Origin of the sequence: Streptomyces cinerochromogenes (assembly GCF_014648635.1) — a bacterium.
GTDB classification, from domain to species: domain Bacteria; phylum Actinomycetota; class Actinomycetes; order Streptomycetales; family Streptomycetaceae; genus Streptomyces; species Streptomyces cinerochromogenes.
The window spans coordinates 233,277-256,169 of record NZ_BMRM01000008.1; the positions used below are offsets into that span (position 1 = coordinate 233,277).

General features: G+C 73.3%; 21 protein-coding genes. 10 read left to right on the forward strand and 11 right to left on the reverse strand.

Going from position 1 to position 22,893, the window contains the following annotated elements; all coding sequences use genetic code 11:
• Positions 1-36 precede the first annotated feature (36 nt).
• The 4 genes from egtA to egtD are packed head-to-tail and all read left to right on the forward strand — an operon-like array spanning position 37 to position 4,461.
• Entirely contained in the window at positions 37-1,380 is a 1,344-nt protein-coding gene (egtA, locus tag IEZ20_RS17760) for an ergothioneine biosynthesis glutamate--cysteine ligase EgtA (RefSeq protein ID WP_189299604.1), read from the forward strand.
• Positions 1,377-2,723 carry an ergothioneine biosynthesis protein EgtB gene (egtB, locus tag IEZ20_RS17765; RefSeq protein WP_189299606.1) on the forward strand — a complete coding sequence of 449 codons (1,347 nt, stop codon included), beginning with the start codon at positions 1,377-1,379 and terminating at the stop codon, positions 2,721-2,723. Before egtA ends, egtB begins: the two co-directional genes overlap by 4 nt.
• Positions 2,723-3,502: an ergothioneine biosynthesis protein EgtC gene (gene egtC, locus IEZ20_RS17770; RefSeq protein WP_189299608.1), complete on the forward strand. Its 780-nt coding sequence runs from the start codon at positions 2,723-2,725 to the stop codon at positions 3,500-3,502. The genes egtB and egtC overlap by 1 nt, the downstream gene beginning before the upstream one ends.
• Positions 3,499-4,461 carry an L-histidine N(alpha)-methyltransferase gene (egtD, locus tag IEZ20_RS17775; RefSeq protein ID WP_189299610.1) on the forward strand — a complete coding sequence of 321 codons (963 nt, stop codon included), beginning with the start codon at positions 3,499-3,501 and terminating at the stop codon, positions 4,459-4,461. The genes egtC and egtD overlap by 4 nt, the downstream gene beginning before the upstream one ends.
• A gap of 79 nt (positions 4,462-4,540) precedes the next feature.
• Here egtD and IEZ20_RS17780 read toward each other — a convergent pair whose 3' ends face one another.
• The gene (locus IEZ20_RS17780; RefSeq protein WP_189299612.1) at positions 4,541-5,797 is read right to left on the reverse strand and encodes an extracellular solute-binding protein; all 1,257 of its coding nucleotides are present in this window, start codon (positions 5,795-5,797) and stop codon (positions 4,541-4,543) included.
• Positions 5,798-6,014: 217 nt separating this feature from the next.
• Between IEZ20_RS17780 and IEZ20_RS17785 the strand changes: the two genes are divergently transcribed.
• A complete protein-coding gene (locus tag IEZ20_RS17785) occupies positions 6,015-6,230 on the forward strand; it encodes a dodecin (protein WP_189299614.1) in 216 nt (71 codons plus the stop codon).
• Positions 6,231-6,271: 41 nt separating this feature from the next.
• Here the strand turns inward: IEZ20_RS17785 and IEZ20_RS17790 are convergent, their stop codons facing one another.
• Complete coding sequence (locus IEZ20_RS17790; RefSeq protein WP_189299616.1) at positions 6,272-6,763, reverse strand: phosphatase domain-containing protein; 492 nt, start codon at positions 6,761-6,763, stop codon at positions 6,272-6,274.
• 160 nt (positions 6,764-6,923) lie between these two features.
• Here IEZ20_RS17790 and IEZ20_RS17795 point away from each other — a divergent pair, with 160 nt between their 5' ends.
• The 3 genes from IEZ20_RS17795 to IEZ20_RS17805 all read left to right on the forward strand — a co-directional run bounded on the left by IEZ20_RS17795 (position 6,924) and on the right by IEZ20_RS17805 (position 10,554).
• A complete protein-coding gene (locus IEZ20_RS17795; protein ID WP_189299618.1) occupies positions 6,924-7,931 on the forward strand; it encodes an LLM class flavin-dependent oxidoreductase in 1,008 nt (335 codons plus the stop codon).
• 75 nt (positions 7,932-8,006) lie between these two features.
• Positions 8,007-8,195, forward strand: coding sequence for an antitoxin (locus tag IEZ20_RS17800; protein ID WP_189299620.1), 189 nt, complete (start codon positions 8,007-8,009; stop codon positions 8,193-8,195).
• A 28-nt stretch (positions 8,196-8,223) separates the two neighbouring features.
• Positions 8,224-10,554 carry an ATP-binding cassette domain-containing protein gene (locus tag IEZ20_RS17805; RefSeq protein WP_189299622.1) on the forward strand — a complete coding sequence of 777 codons (2,331 nt, stop codon included), beginning with the start codon at positions 8,224-8,226 and terminating at the stop codon, positions 10,552-10,554.
• A gap of 23 nt (positions 10,555-10,577) precedes the next feature.
• Here IEZ20_RS17805 and IEZ20_RS17810 read toward each other — a convergent pair whose 3' ends face one another.
• From IEZ20_RS17810 to IEZ20_RS17835, 6 genes are all read right to left on the reverse strand, one after another.
• The gene (locus IEZ20_RS17810) at positions 10,578-11,474 is read right to left on the reverse strand and encodes a lysophospholipid acyltransferase family protein (protein ID WP_189299624.1); all 897 of its coding nucleotides are present in this window, start codon (positions 11,472-11,474) and stop codon (positions 10,578-10,580) included.
• Positions 11,474-12,244: a GNAT family N-acetyltransferase gene (locus IEZ20_RS17815; protein WP_189299626.1), complete on the reverse strand. Its 771-nt coding sequence runs from the start codon at positions 12,242-12,244 to the stop codon at positions 11,474-11,476. The genes IEZ20_RS17810 and IEZ20_RS17815 overlap by 1 nt, the downstream gene beginning before the upstream one ends.
• 144 nt (positions 12,245-12,388) lie before the next feature.
• Positions 12,389-13,417, reverse strand: coding sequence for a hypothetical protein (locus IEZ20_RS17820; RefSeq protein ID WP_189299628.1), 1,029 nt, complete (start codon positions 13,415-13,417; stop codon positions 12,389-12,391).
• 105 nt (positions 13,418-13,522) lie between these two features.
• Positions 13,523-14,272 carry a succinate dehydrogenase/fumarate reductase iron-sulfur subunit gene (locus IEZ20_RS17825; protein WP_189299630.1) on the reverse strand — a complete coding sequence of 250 codons (750 nt, stop codon included), beginning with the start codon at positions 14,270-14,272 and terminating at the stop codon, positions 13,523-13,525.
• Entirely contained in the window at positions 14,269-16,218 is a 1,950-nt protein-coding gene (locus IEZ20_RS17830; RefSeq protein ID WP_189299632.1) for a fumarate reductase/succinate dehydrogenase flavoprotein subunit, read from the reverse strand. Before IEZ20_RS17830 ends, IEZ20_RS17825 begins: the two co-directional genes overlap by 4 nt.
• A 1-nt stretch (position 16,219) precedes the next feature.
• The gene (locus IEZ20_RS17835) at positions 16,220-16,891 is read right to left on the reverse strand and encodes a succinate dehydrogenase (RefSeq protein WP_189299908.1); all 672 of its coding nucleotides are present in this window, start codon (positions 16,889-16,891) and stop codon (positions 16,220-16,222) included.
• Positions 16,892-17,011: 120 nt separating this feature from the next.
• On the opposite strand from IEZ20_RS17835, the gene IEZ20_RS17840 reads away from it, so the two are divergent.
• Complete coding sequence (locus tag IEZ20_RS17840; protein ID WP_189299634.1) at positions 17,012-17,896, forward strand: LysR family transcriptional regulator; 885 nt, start codon at positions 17,012-17,014, stop codon at positions 17,894-17,896.
• Between the two features lie 86 nt (positions 17,897-17,982).
• Here the strand turns inward: IEZ20_RS17840 and IEZ20_RS17845 are convergent, their stop codons facing one another.
• The gene (locus IEZ20_RS17845; protein ID WP_189299636.1) at positions 17,983-18,873 is read right to left on the reverse strand and encodes an NAD(P)H-binding protein; all 891 of its coding nucleotides are present in this window, start codon (positions 18,871-18,873) and stop codon (positions 17,983-17,985) included.
• Between the two features lie 140 nt (positions 18,874-19,013).
• Here IEZ20_RS17845 and IEZ20_RS17850 point away from each other — a divergent pair, with 140 nt between their 5' ends.
• Positions 19,014-19,973, forward strand: coding sequence for a LysR family transcriptional regulator (locus tag IEZ20_RS17850; protein ID WP_189299638.1), 960 nt, complete (start codon positions 19,014-19,016; stop codon positions 19,971-19,973).
• Here the strand turns inward: IEZ20_RS17850 and IEZ20_RS17855 are convergent.
• Together IEZ20_RS17855 and IEZ20_RS17860 are read right to left on the reverse strand one after the other, a co-directional pair.
• Entirely contained in the window at positions 19,910-22,054 is a 2,145-nt protein-coding gene (locus IEZ20_RS17855) for a putative bifunctional diguanylate cyclase/phosphodiesterase (RefSeq protein WP_189299641.1), read from the reverse strand. The genes IEZ20_RS17850 and IEZ20_RS17855 overlap by 64 nt on opposite strands.
• Positions 22,051-22,863 carry an SAM-dependent methyltransferase gene (locus IEZ20_RS17860; protein WP_189299643.1) on the reverse strand — a complete coding sequence of 271 codons (813 nt, stop codon included), beginning with the start codon at positions 22,861-22,863 and terminating at the stop codon, positions 22,051-22,053. Before IEZ20_RS17860 ends, IEZ20_RS17855 begins: the two co-directional genes overlap by 4 nt.
• Positions 22,864-22,893: the final 30 nt, after the last annotated feature.

The window sequence follows — 22,893 nt, forward strand, 5'->3', positions numbered from 1 at the left end:
GCCGATGGCATGGTGGAACTTCAGGAGGATCCCGACATGTCCGATACGCAGAGCGACGGCGGTGACTGTACGGAGCACCGCACCGCCGTCACCGAGGCCGAGGTGGAGGCCCTGGTCCGGGGCATCTGCTTCAAGACCGGGCCGCCCCGCACCCTCGGTGTCGAGCTGGAGTGGCTGGTCCACTCGCTGGAGCTGCCGCAGCTCCCGGTCTCACCCGAACGGCTCGAAGCGGCCTACGCCGCCGTGCGGGCCGTACCCCTCGGTTCGGCGCTCACCGTCGAACCCGGAGGCCAGCTGGAGCTGAGTTCGCCGCCCGCCGCCTCCCTCATGGAGTGCGTCGACACCGTCTCCGCCGACCTGGACGCCGTCCGGGCCGTGCTGGCGGAGGACGGGCTGGGCCTCGCGGGCATCGGCCACGACCCCTGGCACGCCCCGCGCAGGTTCCTGCACGAGCCCCGCTACGACGCCATGGAGACCTGCCTGGACCGCACCGGTCCGGCCGGCCGGCACATGATGTGCGCCTCGGCGTCCGTCCAGGTCTGCGTGGACGCCGGCCACGAGGAGCCCGGCCCGCTGGGGCACGCCCGGCGCTGGCGGCTGGCGCACCTGCTGGGCGCGGTCCTGGTGGCCGCGTTCGCCAACTCGCCGCTGGTCGGCGGGCGGCCCACGGGCTGGCAGTCCACCCGGCAGCTGATATGGAGGGAGATCGGTGCCGGCCGGGCCGGCGCTCCCCCGCTGGACGGCGAGCCCCGGGCCGCCTGGGCCCGGCACGTGCTGGACTCGCCGGTGATGTGCGTCCGCCGGGACAGCGGGCCCTGGGAGGTGCCCGAGGGACTCACCTTCCGGGAGTGGACCCGCTCCGGCGGGCCCCGGCCGCCCACCCGGGCGGACCTGGACTACCACCTGACCACCCTGTTCCCGCCGGTCCGGCCCCGCGGCCATCTGGAGCTGCGGATGATCGACGCGCAGCCCGGCGAGGACGGCTGGCTCGTGCCGCTCGCGGTGACGGCGGCGCTGTTCGACGACCCGCAGGCCACCGAGACCGCCTACCGGGCCGTGAAACCGCTGGCCGAACGGGCCCTGCACATCCCCGCACCGCACAACCCGCTGTGGGTGGACGCGGCCCGGCACGGGCTCGCCGACCCGGAGCTGCGCGAGGCCGCCGACACCTGTTTCGCGGCGGCCCTGGAGGCGCTGCCCCGGCTCGGTGCCACCACCCGCATCACCGACGCGGTGGCGGCCCACCGGGACCGCTACGTCGCCCGGGGCCGCTGCCCGGCCGACGACCTGCTGGACCGGCTGCCCGCCGCGGACCCGCCCCGTTCCGGCCCGGCCGGGGGCACCCCCACCGCCCACCGGAGGAAGGACATCCGTACATGACCGCCCCCGAGACGGAGACCACGGCGACGGAGACCACGGCGACGGACACGGAGGCGCTGCGGGAGCGCGCGCTGGCCTCCCTGACCACCGCCCGGGACCGCACCACGCTGCTGACCTCCTGCGTCGACGAGCCGGACCTCACCGCCCAGCACTCCCCGCTGATGTCCCCGCTGGTGTGGGACCTGGCGCACATCGGCAACCAGGAGGAGCTGTGGCTGCTGCGGGCCGTCGGCGGCCGGGAGGCGATGCGGCCCGAGATCGACGGCCTGTACGACGCCTTCGAGCATCCGCGGGCCGAACGTCCCTCGCTGCCGCTGCTGCCACCCGCCGAGGCCCGCCGTTACGCGGCCGAGGTGCGCGGCCGGGCGCTGGACCTGCTGGAGGCGGTGGACTTCCACGGCGCCCGGCTGACCGAGGCCGGCTTCGCCTTCGGCATGATCGCCCAGCACGAACAGCAGCACGACGAGACCATGCTGATCACCCATCAGCTGCGGAAGGGGCCGCAGGCCCTGACCGCCCCGGACCCGGAGCCGGTCCCGCTGTTCACCGGTCCGGCCGAAGTCCTCGTCCCCGGCGGCCCGTTCACCATGGGCACCTCCAGTGAGCCCTGGGCGCTGGACAACGAACGCCCGGCGCACCCGCGGGACGTGGCGCCGTTCTGGATCGACACCACCCCGGTGACGAACGCGGCGTACCAGGCGTTCATCGAGGACGGCGGCTACGACACCGAACGCTGGTGGACGCCGGAGGGCTGGGCGCACATCAGGCAGCACTCCATCACGGCCCCGCTGTTCTGGCGGCGGGACGGCGGCCAGTGGCTCAGGCGCCGGTTCGGGATCACGGAGCCGGTCCCGCCGGACGAGCCGGTGCTGCACGTGTGCTGGTACGAGGCGGACGCCTACGCCCGCTGGGCCGGCCGGCGGCTGCCCACCGAGACGGAGTGGGAGAAGGCGGCCCGCTTCGACCCGGCGACCGGCCGCTCGCGGCGCTACCCGTGGGGTGACGCCGACCCGGCACCGGAGCACGCCAACCTGGGCCAGCGGCACCTGAGGCCCGCCCCGGCCGGCAGCTACCCGGCCGGTGAGTCACCGCTCGGGGTACGCCAGTTGATCGGCGACGTGTGGGAGTGGACGGCGAGCGACTTCCTGCCGTACCCGGGCTTCAGGGCCTTCCCGTACAAGGAGTACTCCGAGGTGTTCTTCGGCCCGGAGCACAAGGTGCTGCGCGGCGGTTCGTTCGCCGTGGACCCGGTGGCCTGCCGGGGCACGTTCCGCAACTGGGACTACCCGATCCGCCGGCAGATCTTCTCCGGTTTCCGCACCGCCCGTTCGGAGGCCGTCTGATGTGCCGTCACCTCGCCTATCTGGGACCGGAAGAGCCGCTCGGCCGGGTCCTCGCGGAGCCCCCGCACAGTCTGGTCCGCCAGTCGTGGGCGCCGCGCCGGCAGCGGCACGGCACGGTCAACGCCGACGGTTTCGGCGTGGGCTGGTACACCGCGGAGGACCCCGTCCCGGCCCGCTACCGGCGGGCCGGGCCGATCTGGGCCGACCTGTCCTTCGCCGACCTGGCCCGGGTCGTGCGCTCGGGTGCCGTGCTCGCGGCCGTCCGGGACGCGACCCTCGCCGGGGCGGACGCCGAGGCCGCGGCGGCTCCGTTCGCGGCCGGGCGGTGGCTGTTCAGCCACAACGGGGCGATCGCGGGCTGGCCGGAGTCGGCCGCGCCCCTGGTCCCCGCGCTGCCGCCGGTCGACCTGCTGTCGCTCCAGGCCCGCACCGACTCGGCGTTCGTCTGGGCGCTCGTCCTGCACCGGCTGCGCTGCGGCGACGAACCCGACCAGGCCCTGGGCGAAACGGTGCGCCGGCTGGCCGTCGCCGCCCCCGCCTCCCGTCTCAACCTGCTGCTGACCGACGGAACCACGATCGCCGCCACCGCCTGGGGCGACTCGCTCTGGTACCGCACGGAGCCCGGCCGGAGCACGGTCGTCGCCTCGGAGCCGTACGACGACGACCCGCTCTGGCAGGAGGTCCCCGACCGCACCGTGCTCACCGCGAGCCGCGCCGGCGTGCTGCTCGCTCCGCTGGAGGAACCGGCGGCCGTAACCCCGAAGGAGCCCTGCCGTTGAGCCCCCTGCACGTCACCCGTACCCTCCCCGAGGACGCGACGGACGCCGCGCTGCGCGCCGACGTCCTGAACGGCCTCACCGCCTCCCCGAAGTGGCTGCCGCCGAAGTGGTTCTACGACGCCCGCGGCAGCGAGCTGTTCGAGCAGATCACCGGACTGCCCGAGTACTACCCCACGCGCGCCGAACGGGAGATCCTCGCCGCCCGCTCCGGTGAGATCGCCGCGGCGAGCGGTGCCCGCACCCTGGTCGAACTGGGCTCGGGCTCCTCGGAGAAGACCCGCTATCTGATCGAGGCCCTCCCCTCGCTCGCCGTCTACGTCCCGGTCGACGTCAGCGAGAGCGCCCTCGTCCAGGCCGGACAGGCCCTGATCGAGGAACGCCCGGACCTCGACGTCCACGCGCTGATCGCCGACTTCACCGCCCCGATGACCCTGCCCGCGACGCCGGGGCCCCGGCTGGTGGCGTTCCTCGGCGGCACGATCGGCAACCTGCTGCCCGCCGAACGCGCCGCGTTCCTGGCCTCGGTGCGCTCGCTGCTCGCCCCGGGCGACGGGCTGCTGCTCGGCACGGACCTGGTCAAGGACGAGTCGGTGCTGGTCCGGGCCTACGACGACGCGGCCGGGGTGACGGCCGCGTTCAACAAGAACGTGCTGGCCGTGGTCGACCGGGAACTGGGCGCCGACTTCGACCCGGACGCCTTCGACCACGTGGCTCTGTGGGACGCCGAGCGGGAGTGGATCGAGATGCGGCTGCGCTCCCGGACCGCGCAGACGGTGAAGGTGCCCGCCCTGGATCTCGCCGTGGACTTCGCGGCGGGCGAGGAGCTGCGCACCGAGGTGTCGGCCAAGTTCCGCAAGGAGGGTGTGACGGCGGAACTGGCCGCGGCCGGACTGGGGTTGACCCACTGGTGGACGGACGCACAGGACCGCTTCGCGCTGTCGCTGAGCGTGGCCCGATGACCCCATGACCCGGTGATCCGGTGACCGGTGATCCGGTGACCGGGTGACCGGGGTCCGAACGGTGGCCGGGGCCGTGCGGTCAGCCCACGTCCGGGGCGAGCGCCTCGGTGATCTTCCGTGAGGCGCGGCGGGCCTCGGTCGCCGGGTCCGCGCCGTTCAGCACGCGGGTCATGTACTCCTTGATCGGGTTGTCGGCCTCCACGTCGGCCCACTGAGGGGTGTGGGGGGTCGCCCTGCCGTGCGCCGCGCCCGCGGCCATGGCGGCGACCCCCTCCTCGCCCGCGACCGCGCCGGCCAGTGTGGTCTTGTTGGGCACGTAGTTCATGGTGCGGGCGAGTTCGGTGTCCCATGTGGCTCCGGTGAGCGCCGCGACGACGGCGGTCGCGGCGAACTGGTCGTCGGTGTTGCGCGGGACGACCAGGTCGGAACCGCCGGTGAAGACGGCGCCGGGCCGCCCGGCGGTCCTGCCGGGCACGGGGAAGAAGCCGAGCCTGCCCTTCAGTTCCGGGTTCTTCCGCACGATCGACTGGGCGAGCCCTGGCACGGCGACGATCTGCGCGACCCGGCCCTCGGCGAACACCCCGGCCTGGGGCGGGTGTTCCTCGTCGGCGTCCGCGGGTCCCCGGCCGAGCGCCTGGAGCCTGCGGTAGAAGTCCATGCCGCGCAGGGCGGCCGGGGTGTCCAGGGTGCCCTGCCAGGCGTAGTCCTTCTCCCGGGCGAGGTCGCCGCCCTCGTCCCAGATGAAGCCGGAGAGCGTGTACCAGTCCTGTCCGGCGAGATAGATGCCCTGGTTGCCGCCGGAGTCGAGCTTCTCGGTGGCGGTGAGCCATGCGTCGCGGGTCTCGGGCGGGCGGGTGATGCCGGCCTGCTCGAACAGGTCCTTGCGGTAGATGACGACGCGGTTGGCCGCGTACCAGGGGATGCCGTACTGCTTGTTGCCGTCCTTGCCGGGCTGGGCGAGGCCGGGCAGCCACTTCTCCTTGCCCCAGTCCCGCATCGACTCCAGGGTGAGGTCCACGAGCCGGCCGCCGTCCGCGTACAGCGGCACCTGGGTGTTGCCGACCTCGATGACGTCCGGGCCGTCGCCGGAGTCCGCCTTGAGCGCGGTGCGGACCTTCTCGACGATGCCGGTCCAGTCCTGGATGCGGATGTCGAGACGCAGGTCCTCGTGGGTGCGTTCGAAGTCCTCGGTGAACCGCTGCAGGAACTCCCGGGAGGCGCTGTCCTTCATCAGCCACACGGTGACGGTCTTCCGCTCGTGGTCGCCGGGGAGCATCCCGCAGGCGCTGACGAGGGTTCCGGTGACACAGACGAGGGCGAGCAGACGACGTCTCACGAGGGGTCCTGTTCTGTCTGGCGGGAGTGCTGGGACAGGGAAGGGGGGCCCGACGTGGGGGGACGAGCGTGGGGCTCGTACGGGTGTGCTGGATTTTGGTATGGACCAATGCGGAGGTCAAGGGCTACCGGCGGTTCGGCCGTGACGCCGTGCGGGCCGGGCGGGGATGCGGCACGGTGGAGTACGGCGTGACACACGCGCGGAGAGGAGCCCCCTCATGACCCACCACACCTACCGGCTCACCGAGATCGTCGGCAGCTCCCACGAGGGCGTCGACCAGGCCATCCGCAACGGCATCGAACGCGCCGGCCAGACCCTGCGCAACCTCGACTGGTTCGAGGTGACGCAGATCCGCGGCCAGCTGGCGAACGGGCAGGTCGAGCACTGGCAGGTGTGCCTCAAGGTGGGCTTCCGCATCGAGGACGGCGAGTGACCCGGCCGGTCAGAATCGAGGACGGCGAGTGACCCGCCCGGTCAGGTACGCCCCTCCCGCTCCTGCGCCTCCTGGAGCGCGGCCGACCGCGCCGCCCAGCGGGCCCGTACGACGGTGAACCCGGCGCGTTCCGCGTCGTCGCACACCAGCTCGTCGTCGTCCACGAACACCCGGATCTCCCGGTCCCGGGCGAGCCGGCGCAGGATCTCCAGCTTGGTGAACCGGGCCGGCCGGCGGTCGGCGTTGCTCCGCATGAACACGCGCCCCTCGGGCAGGCCGTGGGCAGCGAGCCAGTCCAGCGTGTCCCGGCGGCACCGCTCGGGGCGGCCGGTGAGGTAGAGGACCTCGCACGCGCGGGCGCTCTCCACGGCCATCGCCACGCCCTCGGCGATCGGCGGGTCCTGGGGCGCGGCGGCGAAGAACGCGTCCCAGTCGCGCGGCCGGCTCTCCAGGAAGTGCTGGCGGTGCGCGGTGTCGGCCAGCGTGTTGTCGAGGTCGAACACGGCGAGCGGGCGCCGGCTGCTGTCTGTCACACCGGTCACCCTAGCCAGCCCGGAGATCCCGGCAACCTCCGCGCCGCCGACGGCGACCGGAGGACGACGGAGCCGTCGAACATTCTGGAGGCCTCATGCCCAACACCTCGATCTGGACCTGCGCGGGAATCCCCGGCCCGTCAGGGCGTTGAACCCTTGCGTGAGCAGCTCAGTGATCAGCCGGACCCGGTTCTCCGTCCTCGACCGCTCCCGCACCCGTGAGGGCCACCCGCCCGCCGAGGCGCTGCGGGACACCGTCGCGCTGGCCCGGGAGGCGGAGGCGCTGGGCTACCACCGGTTCTGGGTCTCCGAGCACCACGGGGTGCCGGGGGTGGCCGGCTCCGCGCCGACCGTGCTGGCCGCCGCGGTCGCCGCGGCCACCCGCACCATCCGGGTCGGCACCGGCGGGGTCATGCTCCCCAACCACCGGCCCCTGGTCGTCGCCGAGCAGTTCGGGGTGCTGGAGGCGCTGTTCCCGGGGCGCATCGACATGGGGCTCGGCCGCTCCGTCGGCTTCACGGACGGGGTGCGCAGGGCGCTCGGCCGGGACAAGGGGGACGCCGAGGACTTCGCGGCACAGCTCGGGGAACTGCTGGACTGGTTCACGGGCGGCTCGCCGGCCGGGGTGCACGCGCGTCCCGCGGAGGGCCTGAGCGTGCCGCCGTTCGTGCTGGCCATGGGCGAGGGCGCGAAGATCGCGGCCCGCGCGGGCCTGCCCGTGGTCATCGGCGACCTGCGCGGCCGCGAGAAGATGCTGCGCGGGATCGACCAGTACCGTTCCCTGTTCCGCCCCTCCCCCTGGGCCGCCGAGCCGTACGTGGTGGTCTCCGGCACGGTCGCCGTCGCCGGCACCGCGGCCGAGGCGCGCCGGCTGCTGGTCCCCGAGGCCTGGTCGATGGCGTACTCCCGCACGCACGGCACCTTCCCGCCGCTCGCCCCCGCCGAGGAGGTCGAGGCCCGCACGATGACCGCGAGGGAACGGGGCTTCTACGAGTCCGCTCTCGCCGGACACATCGCCGGCACCGCGGAGCAGGTCGCCCACGAGCTGGAGACGGTGCTGAAGGAGACGGGCGCGGAGGAGGTGCTCGTCACCACCAGCACCTACGACCGTACGGCCCTGCTGGACTCCTACCGGCGGCTCGCCGCGCTCTTCGCGCCCGGGCGGTGAGCGGCCCGAGATGCGATCCCGGCCGGCGGCGGTGACCCTGGGAGGGCAAGCCTGGAAGCGACGAGGAGGGCTGCCATGTCCGTGATGGACAAGCTCAAGCAGATGCTCAAGGGGCACGAGGACGAGGCCGGCAAGGGCATCGACAGGTCCGGGGACTTCGTGGACGACAGGACGCAGGGCAAGTACAGCTCTCAGGTCGACACGGCGCAGGAGCAGCTGAAGAGGCAGCTCGGGGAAGACCGGGACACCCCTCCGCAGTCGTGACGCGGGGGGCGGTTAGAGTCTCCCCCCTATGCACAGCCCACATGATCCGTACGTCCGCGTCCGCGGCGCCCGTGAGCACAACCTCAAGGGCGTCGACGTGGACATCCCCCGCGACGTACTGGCCGTGTTCACCGGCGTCTCCGGCTCCGGCAAGTCCTCCCTGGCGTTCGGCACGGTCTACGCCGAGGCCCAGCGGCGGTACTTCGAGTCGGTCGCGCCGTACGCACGCCGGCTGATCCACCAGGTCGGGGCCCCCAAGGTCGGTGAGATCACCGGGCTGCCGCCCGCGGTCTCGCTGCAGCAGCGCCGCGCGGCCCCCACCTCGCGTTCCTCGGTGGGCACGGTCACCAACCTCTCCAACTCGCTGCGCATGCTGTTCTCGCGCGCCGGCACCTATCCGCCCGGCGCCGAACGGCTCGATTCGGACGCGTTCTCGCCGAACACGGCCGCCGGCGCCTGCCCCGGGTGCCACGGTCTGGGCCGGGTGCACGAGACCACCGAGGAGCTGCTGGTCCCCGACCCCTCGCTGTCCGTCCGCGAGGGCGCGGTCGCGGCCTGGCCGGGCGCCTGGCAGGGCAAGAACCTGCGGGACATCCTGGACACGCTCGGCTACGACGTGGACCGGCCCTGGCGGGACCTGCCCGCCGAGCAGCGCGAGTGGATCCTGTTCACCGACGAGCAGCCGGTCGTCACCGTGCACCCGGTCCGGGACGCGGACCGCATCCAACGGCCCTACCAGGGCACCTACATGAGCGCCCGCCGGTACGTCCTCAAGACCTTCTCCGACACCAGGTCGGCGACCCTCAGGGCGAAGGCGGAACGCTTCCTGACCAGCGCGCCCTGCCCGGCCTGCGGGGGCAGCCGGCTGCGGCCGGAGGCGCTTGCGGTGACCTTCGGCGGCCGGACCATCGCCGAGCTGGCCGCGCTGCCGCTGACCGACCTGGCGGGGCTGCTCGACGGCGGCGGCGAGACGGCCCGGGTGCTGACGGCCGACCTGAAGTCCCGGATCGCGCCGGTGGTCGAACTGGGCCTCGGCTACCTCAGTCTGGACCGGGCCGCTCCCACCCTCTCGGCGGGCGAGCTGCAACGGCTGCGGCTCGCCACCCAGTTGCGGTCCGGGCTGTTCGGCGTGGTGTACGTGCTGGACGAGCCGTCCGCCGGACTGCACCCTGCGGACACCGAGGCGCTGCTGACCGTGCTGGAGCGGCTCAAGGCGGCCGGGAACTCGGTGTTCGTGGTGGAACACCACCTGGACGTGGTGCGCGGTGCGGACTGGGTGGTCGACGTGGGCCCCGGGGCGGGCGAGCACGGCGGACGGGTGCTGTACAGCGGGCCGCCGGCCGAGCTGGCCTCGGTGGCGGAGTCGGCGACGGCCGTGTTCCTCTTCGACGAGTCGCCCGGGCCGGCCCGCGAGGTCCGGGAGCCGCGCGGCTGGCTGACGGTGGGTCCGGTGACCCGGCACAACCTGCGCGGGGTGACGGCCCGGTTCCCCGTCGGCGCGTTCACCGCGGTCACCGGCGTCTCCGGGTCCGGGAAGTCCACGCTCATCGGCGAGTTGACCGAGGACGTGCCGGGTGTCGAGCGCCTGGTCCGGGTCGACCAGAAGCCCATCGGACGTACCCCGCGGTCCAACCTGGCCACCTACACGGGCCTGTTCGACGTCGTACGGAAGGTGTTCGCCGGCACCGAGGAGGCGCGGGCACGCGGGTACGGGGTGGGGCGGTTCTCCTTCAACGTGGCCGGCGGACGCTGCGAGACCTGCCAGGGCGAGGGATTCGTCAGCGTGGAGCTGCTGTTCCTGCCCAGCACCTACGCGCCGTGCCCCGACTGCGGCGGCGCCCGCTACAACCCGCGGACGCTCCAGGTGGAATACCGGGGGCACAGCATCGCCGACGTGCTGGACCTGACCGTGGAGGCCGCCGCGGAGTTCTTCGCGGACACACCGGCCGCCGCCCGCAGCCTCGGCACCCTGCTCGACGTGGGCCTCGGCTATCTGCGGCTCGGCCAGCCCGCGACCGAGCTGTCCGGCGGGGAGGCGCAGCGGATCAAGCTGGCGAGCGAACTCCAGCGCGGGCGCCGGGGCCACACCCTGTACGTGCTGGACGAACCGACGACCGGACTGCACCCGGCCGATGTGGACGTGCTGATGGACCGGCTGCACGGGCTGGTCGACGCCGGGCACACGGTCGTCGTGGTGGAACACGACATGACGGTGGTCGCGGGCGCCGACTGGGTGATCGACCTCGGCCCGGGCGGCGGCGACCGGGGCGGGCGGATCGTGGCGGCCGGCCCGCCGGCCCGGGTGGCCCGCGCGGAGGGCAGCGCCACCGGGCCGTATCTGGCACGGGTCATGCCCTGAGCCCCTGGTGGTCCACGCTCCCGTCAGCGCACGGGGAGCTGAAGGACCGGCGTCCGGCCGTCGTGCGGGCCTGTGGACGGCCGGCCGAGCCGGTCGTCCGAGCCCTGGAGCGCGCTCGCGACCAGGGCGGTATGGGTCCAGGCGGGTTCGGGGGCGGTCGGCTGGGCCGCACGGGCGAGGGAGCGGCGGTCGGGGTGGGTGCCCGGCCGGATCAGCGGGTGGACCTCCACCTCGGCGACCAGCCTCCGGGTCCGGGCCACCCGCCACAGGGAGGCCAGCAGGGTGTCCTCGCCGACGAAGGCCGCCGCGGTGCCGGGGCCGCCGCCCTGCTGCCGGTAGCGCAGGCCGACCGGCTGGACGGGCACACCCGCGTCCAGCGCGGCCTGGAACACGGCCCGGCGGAAGCGGCCGTGGGCGCGCCCGCACCAGGTGCTGCCCTCGGGGAAGGCGGTCACGGCCGCGCCCGCGCCGAGGGCGCCGGCGATCTCGGCGACCGTGCCGGGCAGGGCGCGCAGCCGGTCCCGTTCGATGAACAGGGCCCCGCCGCGCGCCGCGAGCGCGCCCGCCACCGGCCACTGCCGCACCTCGGTCTTGGCGAGCATCCGGGCCGGGCGTACGGCGGTGAGCAGCGGGATGTCCAGCCAGGACACGTGGTTGGCGACCAGCAGCAGCCCGCCGTCCGGCGGGGCGGCGCCGGTGACGCGGACCCGGACCCCCATGGCCCGCACGATCATCCGGCACCAGCGCCCGACCCACTCGGCGGGGATCCTCCCGCCGAGCGGGGACAGCGCGACCCCGGCCAGCAGCAGGACCGCGACCGCGGTCAGCCGCAGCACGGCACGGGGTACGGCCGCGGCGGCCCCGGCCGGCTCCACGCAGGCGCCCGGGGTGCAGGGCGCGGTGGGCAGCCAGACGCTCATCAGGCCGGGACGAGGGAGAGGAAGTGCCGCAGGTAGCGCGGGTTGACCCGGCGCATCGACAGCAGGACGTACAGGTCGGCGACCCCGAAGTCGGGGTCGTGCGCGGGTTCCCCGCAGACCCAGGCGCCCAGCCGGAGGTAGCCGCGCAGCAGCGCCGGGAGGTCGGTGCGGCCGGCCGGGGCCCCGGCGTTCGGGACCCAGGGCAGCAGCGGGCGGACCCGGAACTCCTCGGGCGCCAGGTGCTTGCCGCGCACCCGCTCCCAGGTACCGGCGGCGAGAGTGCCGCCGTCGGCGAGCGGTACGGAGCAGCAGCCCGCCAGCCACTCGTGGCCGCGGTCGGTCATGTAGCGGGCTATGCCGGCCCAGATCAGGCCGATGACGGCGCCGTCGCGGTGGCCGGGGTGGACGCAGGAGCGGCCGACCTCGACCAGGCCGGGCCGGATCGCGTCGAGCGCGGTGAGGTCGAACTCGCCCTCGGAGTAGAGCCGGCCGGCGACCGCGGCCCGCTCCGGGGGCAGCAGCCGGTAGGTGCCGACGACCTGCCCGGTCACCTCCTCGCGGACGAGGAGGTGGTCGCAGTAGGCATCGAAGGCGTCGACGTCGTGCCCCGGCTCGGCGGTGGCCAGCAGGGCCCCCATCTCCCCGGCGAAGACGTCGTGCCGCAGCCGCTGCGCGGCACGCACGTCGGCCTCGTCACGGGCGAGGGTGACGGTGTAGCGGGTGGGTGCCGCGGGCTGCGGGGGGCGGTCGAGGGTGGTCACGCCGGTCATGGCTCTCTCCTGGGCACGGGCCGGGTCGGCGACGGGAGCGGCGGACCGGGTGCGTACGGCCCGCCGCTCCTGTTCTTCCGAGGCCGGTTGGCGTGCGCGTGACGGGTGCCGGGAGAGCGGATGTGGGGGTGGTGAACGCCGGGGTCAGCCGTCCTTGGTCACGCACCCGGCGAGCAGCCGCGCGGAGTCCTCCGCGTCCAGCACCCGCTCCAGGACGAGGTCGCCCGTCATGTGCGGGAAGAACCGGCCCGCGGGCCAGCTCCGCTCGTACGGCGGCGGGTCCAGGACGAGCAGTCGTACGCCGTCCACGACGGGGATGTCCGAGGGGGTGCCCTCGTTCCACACCCAGTCGCCGGAGGGTGTGACGAGGTTGAAGGAGCTGGTGGTGTGCACGTGTCCGGGCTGGTCGCGGCAGACGGCCGCCTCCTCGGCGGAGGGGGCGCGGCCGGGCAGGTGGCCGCCGCCGATCAGGACGTCGGCGAGCAGGGTGTGCAGCTGGAAGGTGTCGCCGATACCGCTCATGCGCAGCGCGTAACCGGTGCCGGTGGGGCGGTCCAGCACGACCAGCGGTTCGTCGTCCAGGACGAGCAGGGCGTAGGCCAGGCACTTGAAGTCGTGCCCGGAGGCCTCCTCCACCGAGCGCAGCGTCCGGAAGAGGCGGGCGCGCGTGTCGGCGTCGAGGGCGGTGCGGACCGCGGCGTGGTTGAGCATGGCGACGGAGGCCATCTCCCACTGGTGCAGGGTGAGCCAGGCGACGGCCGCGTCCTCGCCCACCCGGTCGAAGAGGTCCGGGTGGGCTTCCCCGGCCTCCGGGTCGGGGAACTCCCCGCCGCCGGTCGCCTCCCACCGCTCGCAGGCCTCCCGGGCGCCGTCGAGCGTCTCGGCCAGCCCGGCGAGGACGTACGGCCCGCACGCGGAGGGGTCGGCGCCGCGCTCGACGCAGGCGCCGACGATCACGGCGACGGTGGCGCGGGGGCCGGGCGGCACCTCGTCGAGGATTCCGGCGAGCCGTGGCCCGGCCTGGTGGAACTCCTGGTCGGCCGCCTCGCCGAAGAACCGGTGCAGGTCCTGGAAGCACTGCTGCGACCGGTCGGCGTCCCGTGCGCGGACAGCGGCCTCGAAACCGGCTACGGCGTCGAGGAACCGCTCCCTCCCCTTGTTTCCGAAGATCATGCGCGGAGCCTACAAGGGCCCGGGACACCAGACGGGGCCGGGGAGCACCACTCCCGGCCCCGCCCGCCCGCCTCCGTCCGGCGAACGTCCTTGAGGTGGTGACCGCTACCGCTTGCCCGCCTTCCGGGTGGCCCGCAGCCACTCCTTGTTCATGCTGGTGATCGACATCAGCGGAATGCCCTTGGGGCAGGCGGTGGCGCACTCACCGGTCAGCGTGCACCCGCCGAATCCCTCCGCGTCCATCCGGGCCACCATGTCCAGCACCCGCGTCTCCCGCTCGGGCGCCCCCTGGGGCAGCACGTTGAGATGGTTGACCTTGGCGGAGGTGAACAGCATCGCCGCCCCGTTCGGGCAGGCGGCCACGCACGCCCCGCACCCGATGCACTCGGCGTGCTCGAACGCGAAGTCGGCGTCGGCCTTCGGCACCGGCGTGGCGTGGGCCTCCGGCGCGGATCCGGTCGGCGCGGTGATGTAGCCGCCGGCCTGGATGATCCGGTCGAACGCCGACCGGTCCACCACCAGGTCCTTGATCACCGGGAAGGCGGACGCCCGCCACGGCTCGATGTCGATCGTGTCGCCGTCCCGGAAGGACCGCATGTGCAGCTGGCAGGTCGTGGTGCGCTCCGGCCCGTGCGCGTCGCCGTTGATGACCAGGCTGCACGCGCCGCAGATGCCCTCGCGGCAGTCGTGGTCGAAGGCGACCGGCTCCTCCCCGGCGAGGATGAGCTGTTCGTTGAGGACGTCCAGCATCTCCAGGAAGGACATGTCGGGCGAGATGTCGTCCACCTCGTAGGTGGACATCGCTCCTTCGGCGTCGGCGTTCTTCTGCCGCCAGACGCGCAGGGTGAGCTTCATGCGTAGCTCCGCTGGGTGGGGTGGACGTACTCGAAGACCAGGTCTTCCCTGTGCAGGACGGGTGCCTCGCCGGTGCCGGTGAACTCCCAGGCGGCGGCGTAGGAGAACGCGTCGTCCTTGCGGGCGGCCTCGCCGTCCGGGGTCTGGGACTCCTCGCGGAAGTGGCCGCCGCAGGACTCGGTGCGGTGCAGTGCGTCGAGGCACATCAGCTCGGCGAGCTCCAGGTAGTCGACGATGCGGTTGGCCTTCTCCAGGGACTGGTTGAACTCCTCGCCGGAGCCGGGCACCTTGATGCGCCGCCAGAACTCCTCGCGGATCTGGGGGATGCGTTCCAGGGCCTTGCGCAGGCCCGTGTCGGAGCGGGCCATGCCGCAGAACTCCCACATCAGTTCGCCGAGTTCGCGGTGGAAGGAGTCGGGGGTGCGGTCGCCGTCGACGGCCAGCAGCAGGTTGATCCGGTCCTCGGTCTCGGCCAGCACCTCCTGGACGACGGGGTGTGCGTCGGTGACCGGGTCCTGGTGCGGGTTGCGGGCCAGGTAGTCGTTGATGGTGGCCGGCAGCACGAAGTAGCCGTCGGCGAGGCCCTGCATCAGCGCGGACGCGCCGAGCCGGTTGGCGCCGTGGTCGGAGAAGTTGGCCTCGCCGATGGCGAACAGGCCGGGGATGGTGGTCTGGAGGTCGTAGTCGACCCACAGGCCGCCCATCGTGTAGTGCACGGCCGGGTAGATCCGCATCGGCACCTCGTACGGATCCTCGTCGGTGATCCGCTGGTACATGTCGAAGAGGTTGCCGTACCTGGCCTCGACGGCCTTGCGGCCCATGCGCCGGATGGCGTCGGCGAAGTCCAGGTAGACGCCCTGTCCGCCGGGGCCCACTCCCCTGCCCTCGTCGCAGACGTTCTTCGCGGCGCGGGAGGCGATGTCGCGGGGCACGAGGTTGCCGAAGGACGGGTAGATGCGCTCCAGGTAGTAGTCGCGCTCGTCCTCGGGGATCTCGTTCGGCGGGCGGGTGTCGCCCTGGGCCTTCGGCACCCAGATGCGGCCGTCGTTGCGCAGCGACTCGCTCATCAGCGTGAGCTTGGACTGGTGGTCGCCGGTGCGCGGGATGCAGGTCGGGTGGATCTGGGTGAAGCAGGGGTTGGCGAAGTAGGCGCCTCGCCGGTGCGCCCGCCAGACGGCGGTCGCGTTGGAGTTCATGGCGTTGGTCGACAGGTAGAAGACGTTGCCGTAGCCGCCGGAGGCGAGGACGACGGCGTCCGCGAAGTACGTGTCGATCTTCCCGGTGATCAGGTCCCGGGCGACGATTCCGCGGGCCCGCCCGTCGACGACGATCAGGTCGAGCATCTCGGTGCGCGGGTGCATCTCCACGTTGCCCGCGGCGATCTGCCTGCTGAGGGCCTGGTAGGCGCCGAGGAGCAGCTGCTGCCCCGTCTGGCCGCGGGCGTAGAAGGTGCGGGAGACCTGGACGCCGCCGAAGGAGCGGGTGTCGAGCAGGCCGCCGTACTCGCGGGCGAACGGCACGCCCTGGGCCACGCACTGGTCGATGATCTCGACCGAGATCTGGGCGAGCCGGTGCACGTTGGACTCGCGGGCCCGGAAGTCGCCGCCCTTGACGGTGTCGTAGAACAGGCGGTGGATGGAGTCGCCGTCGTTGCGGTAGTTCTTCGCCGCGTTGATGCCGCCCTGCGCGGCGATGGAGTGGGCGCGGCGCGGGGAGTCCTGGTAGCAGAACTGGACGACGCGGTAGCCCTGTTCGGCGAGGGTGGCGCCCGCGGAGCCGCCGGCGAGGCCGGTGCCCACGACGATGACCGTGTGCTTGCGGCGGTTGGCGGGGTTGACCAGCTTGGCCTCGAAGCGGCGCTTGTCCCAGCGTTCGTGGATCGGGCCGGCGGGGGCCTTGGTGTCGGTGACCGGCGTGCCGGTCGCGTAGTCGGCGTAGGTCGTCATGTCAGCTCACCACTCCGGTCATGACGCCCACGGGTACGGCGACGAAGCCGGCCGTGAGCAGCAGCGCGAGGACGTTCGCGAGGGTCTTCAGGGCGCGGTCGCGCCTCCGGCTGCCGACACCGAGGGTCTGGGCGGCGCTCCAGAATCCGTGCCGGATGTGCAGGCCGAGCGCCAGCATCGCGACGATGTAGACGACGTTGCCGTACCAGGTGGAGAAGGTGTCCACGACGTTCTGGTACGGGTGGCCCTCCTGGAAGCCGCCGGGGTGCACGGTGCCGGTGGTCAGGTCGAGGACGTGCCAGACGATGAACAGACCGAGGATGACGCCGCCCCAGCGCATGGTGCGGGTCGCGTAGCCGGCCCGGGGCTTCTTGTGCACGTACTTGCTGGGCCGTGCCCTGATGTCGCGGCGGCTGAGCTGGTAGGCGGAGGTGGCGTGGGCGACCACGGCGGCGAGGAGGACGACCCGGATCAGCCAGAGCGTCCACTCGTAGTGCATGAAGGGTTCGCCGACCGTGCGCAGCCAGTGCCCGTAGTGGTTGAACTCCCCCGCGCCGAAGAAGATCTTCAGGTTCCCGATGACGTGGGCGACCAGGTACAGGAGCATGATCACGCCGCTGACGGCCATCACGGTCTTCTTGCCGACGGAGGAGTCCCACATCGTGCGCGCCATGGACGGCCGTCGGTCCGTCCGCGTTGCCAGAGCCATGGCACAAGACGCTAGGGCCGAACGGGCCAATCGGTCCAAGACATGGTCCAGCTGGATTCCATAGGAGGAAGCTATCGTGAGGCCATGCAGTTCCAGCAGCTCCAGTACTTCGTGGCCGTCGCCGAGACCCGGCACTTCACCCGGGCCGCCGAGCTGGTCCACGTCGCCCAGCCGTCGCTGTCCCAGCAGATCAAGGCGCTGGAGCGGGAGCTGGGCGCGGACCTCTTCCTGCGCGCCCGGGGCAACATCACGCTCACCGACGCCGGGGAGGCGCTGCTGCCGCTGGCCCGGCGCATCCTGGCCGACGCGGACACCGCACGGCACGAGGTGCAGGAACTGGTCCAGCTGCGGCGGGGGCGGGTCCGGCTGGGGGCCACGCCGAGCCTGTGCACGGGGTTGCTGCCGGACGTGCTGCGCGCCTTCCACGACCGGTATCCGGGGATCCGGCTGCTGATCGAGGAAGGCGGCTCGCACGACCTGGTGCGGGAGCTGGCGCGCGGCGCGCTCGACCTCGCGCTGGTCGTGCTGCCGCTGCCGACGCCGGCGCCCGCGCTGACGACGGTGGAGCTGCTGCGGGAGGACCTCGTGGTGGTGTCCTCGCCGGAGGCGCCGGTCCCCGGCCGGGGCGGGCGGGCGGTGGAGATCCCCGACCTGGAGGGGGAACGGCTGGTGATGTTCCGGCACGGCTACGACCTGCGGGAACTGACCGTCGCCGCGTGCCGCTCCGCGGGGTTCGAGCCGGACTTCGCCGTGGAGGGCGGCGAGATGGACGCGGTGCTGGGGTTCGTCCGGGCGGGGCTCGGCGTGGCCGTCGTACCGCGGATGGTGGCCGCCCGGGCGGGCCGCGGGCTACGGGTCACCCCCCTGGCCCGCCCCGGCCTGCACCGCACCATCGCCCTCGCCCACCGCAGCGACGTGGCTCCGCCCCGGGCTGCCCGGGAACTGCAGCGGATGCTGTTGGAGCGGTAGGCGGCGGGGGAGACGGGGCCGGCGAGGCTCGCGGGGCCGGACGAGGCTTCGGGCCGGCAGGGCCGGGGGTGCGCACACGGTGCCGGTCAGCCCGCGACGGCCGGCTTGAGCACCTCCTCGCACCAGCGGCGGAAGGACGTGGGCGCGGTCTCGGGTGTGGTGGGCGCGGCGCTGCCGTAGAAGCCCTGCTCGGCGCTCGCGGACGCGAGGTCGGTCACGCCGCGCGCCCAGTCCTCGCTCGCGCCGTGCCGCAGCAGCGTCGCCTTGTACTCCGCCTCGCCGAGCCGCCGGAAGCGGACCGGACGGTCCAGCACCTCGGAGACCACGCGCGCCATGTCCTCGGGTGTCAGCGCGTCGGGGCCGACCGTCGGGACGTCCTCCTGGCCGGTCCAGGAGCCGTCGAGCAGCAGCCGCGCCGCCACGGCGCCGATGTCCCGGGTGGTGCAGGTGCGCAGCACCCGGTCGCCGTACGTCGCCATGGCGATGACACCGCTGTCGCGGATCGCCGAAGCCTGGTGGAGCAGGTTCTCCATGAGGTACGGCGGGCACAGCGCCCGGTGGTGGACACCGGTGGCCCGGATCTCGTCGTCCATGGCCAGCGAGGCCGAGATCTGCCCGGCGTTCCGGGCGACGCCGCGGCCCAGGGTGGAGACGCCGACGACCCGCTCGACGCCCTCGGTGCGGACCGCGTCGACCAGGGGCCGGGTGAAGGCGCGGAAGTGTCCCTCGACGCTGTCGGCGGTGGGCACCGGCGGCGCCAGCCAGAACACCCGGTCGACGCCCGCGCACGCCTTCGCGGTGACGTCGGGGTCGGCGTGCGAGCCGGTGACGGTCTCGACGCGGGCGCGCACCCGGGGGGACAGGCGCGCCGGGTCCCGGACGATCACGCGGACCTCTCCCGCCGCGTCCCCGGCGTCGAGGAGGTTGTCGAGGACCTGGCTGCCGATCTGGCCGGTCGGGGTGGTGACGAGGATCACGGAAGGCTCCTGGGAGGTGGGGAGTCGGGCAGGGTCGAGCCTGCCGTCCGGCCTCCGGCAACTGAAGGACCGCTTCGCTCGCGGTTGTTACCCTCAGGGCAATACCACCCTCAGGGCACTGCCGGAAGGAGGGCCAGGCCGTGGAGTCCCGCCCGCTGCGCTACTTCGTCGCCGTCGCCGAGGAACTCAACTTCGCCCGCGCGGCCGAACGGCTGGGCATCTCCGCCCCGCCCCTGTCCCGGGCGATCCGCCGGCTGGAGACCGATCTCGGGGTCACCCTCTTCGAACGGACCACCCACAGCGTCGCGCTGACCCGGGCCGGCGAAGTGCTCCTCACCGAGGCGCGGTTCGCGCTGGACGCCCTGGAGGCGGCCGGCCGGCGGGCCCGGCGCGCGGCGGGCCCGGACCGGAAGCTGGTCCTGGCGGTCAAGGCCGACGGCGACGCCGGCCTGCTGGAGCCGGTCCTGGAGCACTACGCCACCGACCCCGCCGCCGTACCGGTGACGGTCCGGCTGTGCGGCTGGCTGGAGCAGCCGCGGCTGCTGCGCCGCGGCGAGGCCGACGCCGCGCTGATCCACGAACCCTTCGACCGCACCGGTCTGGACAGCGAGACCCTGGTCGCCGAGGCGCGGGTCGCGGTGCTCGGCGCGGCCCACCCGCTCGCCGCCCGCGACCACGTCCTGCTCGCCGACCTGGGGCTGCGCCCCGGGGATCTGCACCGGTTCCTGGAGGAGACGCGGCGCGAGGGCCGCGATCTCGCCCAGGTGCTCACCCGCGTCGCCCTGGGCGAACTGGTCACCCTGCTGCCGGCGTCCGTCGCCGACCGCTACCCGCGTCCGGGCGTCGTCTACCGGCCCGTCCCGGACGCGCCGCCCTCGCTGCTGGCGATCGCCTGGCCGCAGCAGTCCCGCTCCACCGCCACCGCGGCACTCGTCCGCGCGGCCGCCGCCGTGGCCGCCCGGGAGGGGAACGACGCCGTCGCCGCCCGGGAGGGGAACGACGCCGTCGCCGCCCGGGAGGGGGACGACGGCGCGGCTCAGCCCGTGGCGTCGACCAGGGCCAGGTCGTGGAGCCTCTCCGGCGGGCCCGGGCGGGCGTAGTACCAGCCCTGGGCCGTGTCGCAGCCCAGTATCCGCAGTTGTTCGGCCTGGGCTCCGGTCTCCACGCCCTCGACGGTGACCGCGAGATCGAGGCTGTGGGCCAGCGTGACGATGCCCTCCACGATCTTGAGGTCGACGGGGTCGGCCGGGAACTGCTGCATGCCCTGGGTGAAGGACCGGTCGAGTTTGAGGATGCTCACCGGCAGGCGGCGCAGGTTGGCGAGGTTGGAGTAACCGGTGCCGAAGTCGTCCAGGGCGATGTCGACGCCCATCTCGGCCAGCCGGCGCAGGGGTTTGAGCAGGTCGTCGTCGGCGCCGATGAGCGCGGACTCGGTGACCTCCAGGCAGAGGGCGTCCGGGGTGACGCCCGACCGTTCGAGGATGTCGATCGTGTCCTGCACCAGCCCGGGGTGACTGAGCTGGCACGGGGACAGGTTGACGTTGATGCGCAGCGGGCCGGCGGCGGTCTCCTCGCCGTAGCGCTCGCGCCAGGCGCGGGCCTGGCGGATCGACTCCTCCAGGACCCAGCGGCCGAGCGGCACGATCAGTCCGGTGTGCTCGGCGAGCGGGATGAAGCGGTCGGGGCCGAGGACGCCGTGCTGCGGGTGCAGCCAGCGCACCAGGGCCTCGGCACCACGCACGCTGCCGTCGCCGAGGTGGACCAGGGGCTGGTACTCGATGAAGAACTCGCCGCGTTCCAGGGCCGTCGGCAGGGCCGTGGTCAGGCCGTGGCGGGTGATCGCGCGGGCGTCGGCCTCGGGGTCGGCGAGTTCGGAGCGGTTGCCGCCGGCCGACTTGGCCCGGTACATGGTGATGTCGGCGCTGCGCAGCACCTCCGCCGCGGTGCGCTCGCCGGCCGGGCCCTCCACGATGCCGAGGCTGCCGCGCACCATGAGGTCGCGGCCGTCGATGCTGATCGGGGTGACCAGCGCGTTCATGATGCGCTCGGCGAGTTCGTCCACCGTGCGCTCGGTGCCGGGGCCGGTGGTCAGGGCCACGAACTCGTCGCCGCCGAGCCGGGCGACCATCTCGCCGGGCGCGGTCGCGCAGGACTGGAGCCGGTCGGCGACCTCCACCAGCAGCCGGTCGCCGGCCGCGTGGCCGAGGCTGTCGTTGACGGTCTTGAAGCCGTCCAGGTCGAGGTAGCACAGGCCGAAGCGCTGGCCCTCGCCCGCGTTCAGGGCCTTCTCCAGCCGTTCGAAGAACAGGGAGCGGTTGGGCAGGCCGGTGAGGGCGTCGTGCGTGGCCTCGTAGCGCAGCCGGAGGTTGAGCAGGCGGCGCTCGGTGGTGTCCTCCATCAGGGCGAGCTGGTACTGCGGGGCGCCGTCGGCGTCGCGCAGCAGGGAGACGGTCAGGTTGGTCCACAGGACCGTGCCGTCGGTGCGGTTGAAGGCCTTCTCCACGTGGTAGTGCTCGCGCTCGCCGCGCACGAGTTCGTCGTAGAGCCGCCAGGTCTGCGGGGCGTCCTCGGGGTGCACCCAGTCCTGGACGCGCCGGCCGCGCAGCGCCTGTTCGGAGAGGCCGAACATGCGCAGCAGCGCCTTGTTGACCTGGAGGACGTTGCCGTCGAGGTCGGCGATGCCGATCCCTATCGCGGCGCCCTCGAAGACCGCGCGGAAGCGGGCCTCGCTCGCGTGCAGCGCCTGGGCCACCACGCCCTGGGCCTGCAACGCGGCCTGGGCGATGGCCTCCTGCTCGGCGAGGGTGCGCTCGCGCAGCGCCTGGGCGTAGCCGGCGGCCATCGCGTGCTGCAGGCGTGAGGAGCGCATGCGCAGTGCGTCCTGGGGGCCGTCCTCGCCGCAGTACAGGACGAGGTAGGCGTCCACGCAGTCCAGGGTGCGGGCGAGGGCTTCGGGGTCGGTGCAGTGCGCCTCGACCAGGGCGGCGCCCACGGCCTTCGCCGCGTCCGCGTCGAAGCTGCGGGCGCGCAGCAGCTCGCTCAACCGGCGTGCGAGCGGCAGGAGCTGTTCCTCGAACTCGGCGCGGGTCAGCGACGTGGAGGTCACCGGGAAGAGGGCCCGGCTCCAGATCGTCGTCAGCCGGCGCAGTCTGTCCTCCGGCCCGTCCGGCTCCGCGCTCACGCCGTACGCCCCACGCCGGCGAATCCGGAGAAGGCGTACGGATCCTCGTCCTCCGGTGCCGATTCCGGGCGCCAGTGCGGCATCGGCACCAGTCCGGGTTCCACCATGTCGTACCCCTCGAAGAACCGCGCGATCTCGTCGCGCGAGCGCATGATCAGCGGGTTGCGAATGTCCTTGTACACGTCCACCGCGCCCTCGGCCCGCTCGGCGGGCAGCGGGATTCCCTCGTACGAGGCATGGGTGAGGATCAGCAGGCTGCCGGGCGCGAGCGCCTTGCACAGCTCGGCCACCGCACCGTACGGGTCGTCCGCGTCTTCCACGAAGTGCAGTATGGCAACGAGGAGCAGGGCCACTGGCCGATTCAGGTCGATCAGCCGCTCCAGTTGGGGGCTCGCGAGGATCTCCTGGGGCTTGCGGAGGTCGGCCGCGACCACGTCCGCGTCGTCGTTGCCCGCCAGGACGGCCTGGCTGTGGGCCACCGCCACCGGGTCGTGGTCGACGTAGACGACGCGGGCGCCCGGTACGGCCGTCTGCGCCACCTCGTGGACGTTGCCGAAGGTCGGGATGCCGGAACCGATGTCGAGGAACTGGGTGATGCCCTCGCCGGCCGCGAACCGCACGGCGCGGCGCATGAACGCCCGGTTGGCCTGCATGACCTTCGGGAGGCCCGGCATGAACTCCATCGCCTTGCGGGCCGCTTCCCGGTCGACCTCGAAGTTGTGCGAACCGCCCAGGTAGTAGTCGTAGATCCGCGAGACGCTGGGCACCGTGATGTCGATGCTCCGTGGGGCCCAGGCGGGACGCTCCATGTGACTCTCCAAGGCGTGGACAGGTGTAGG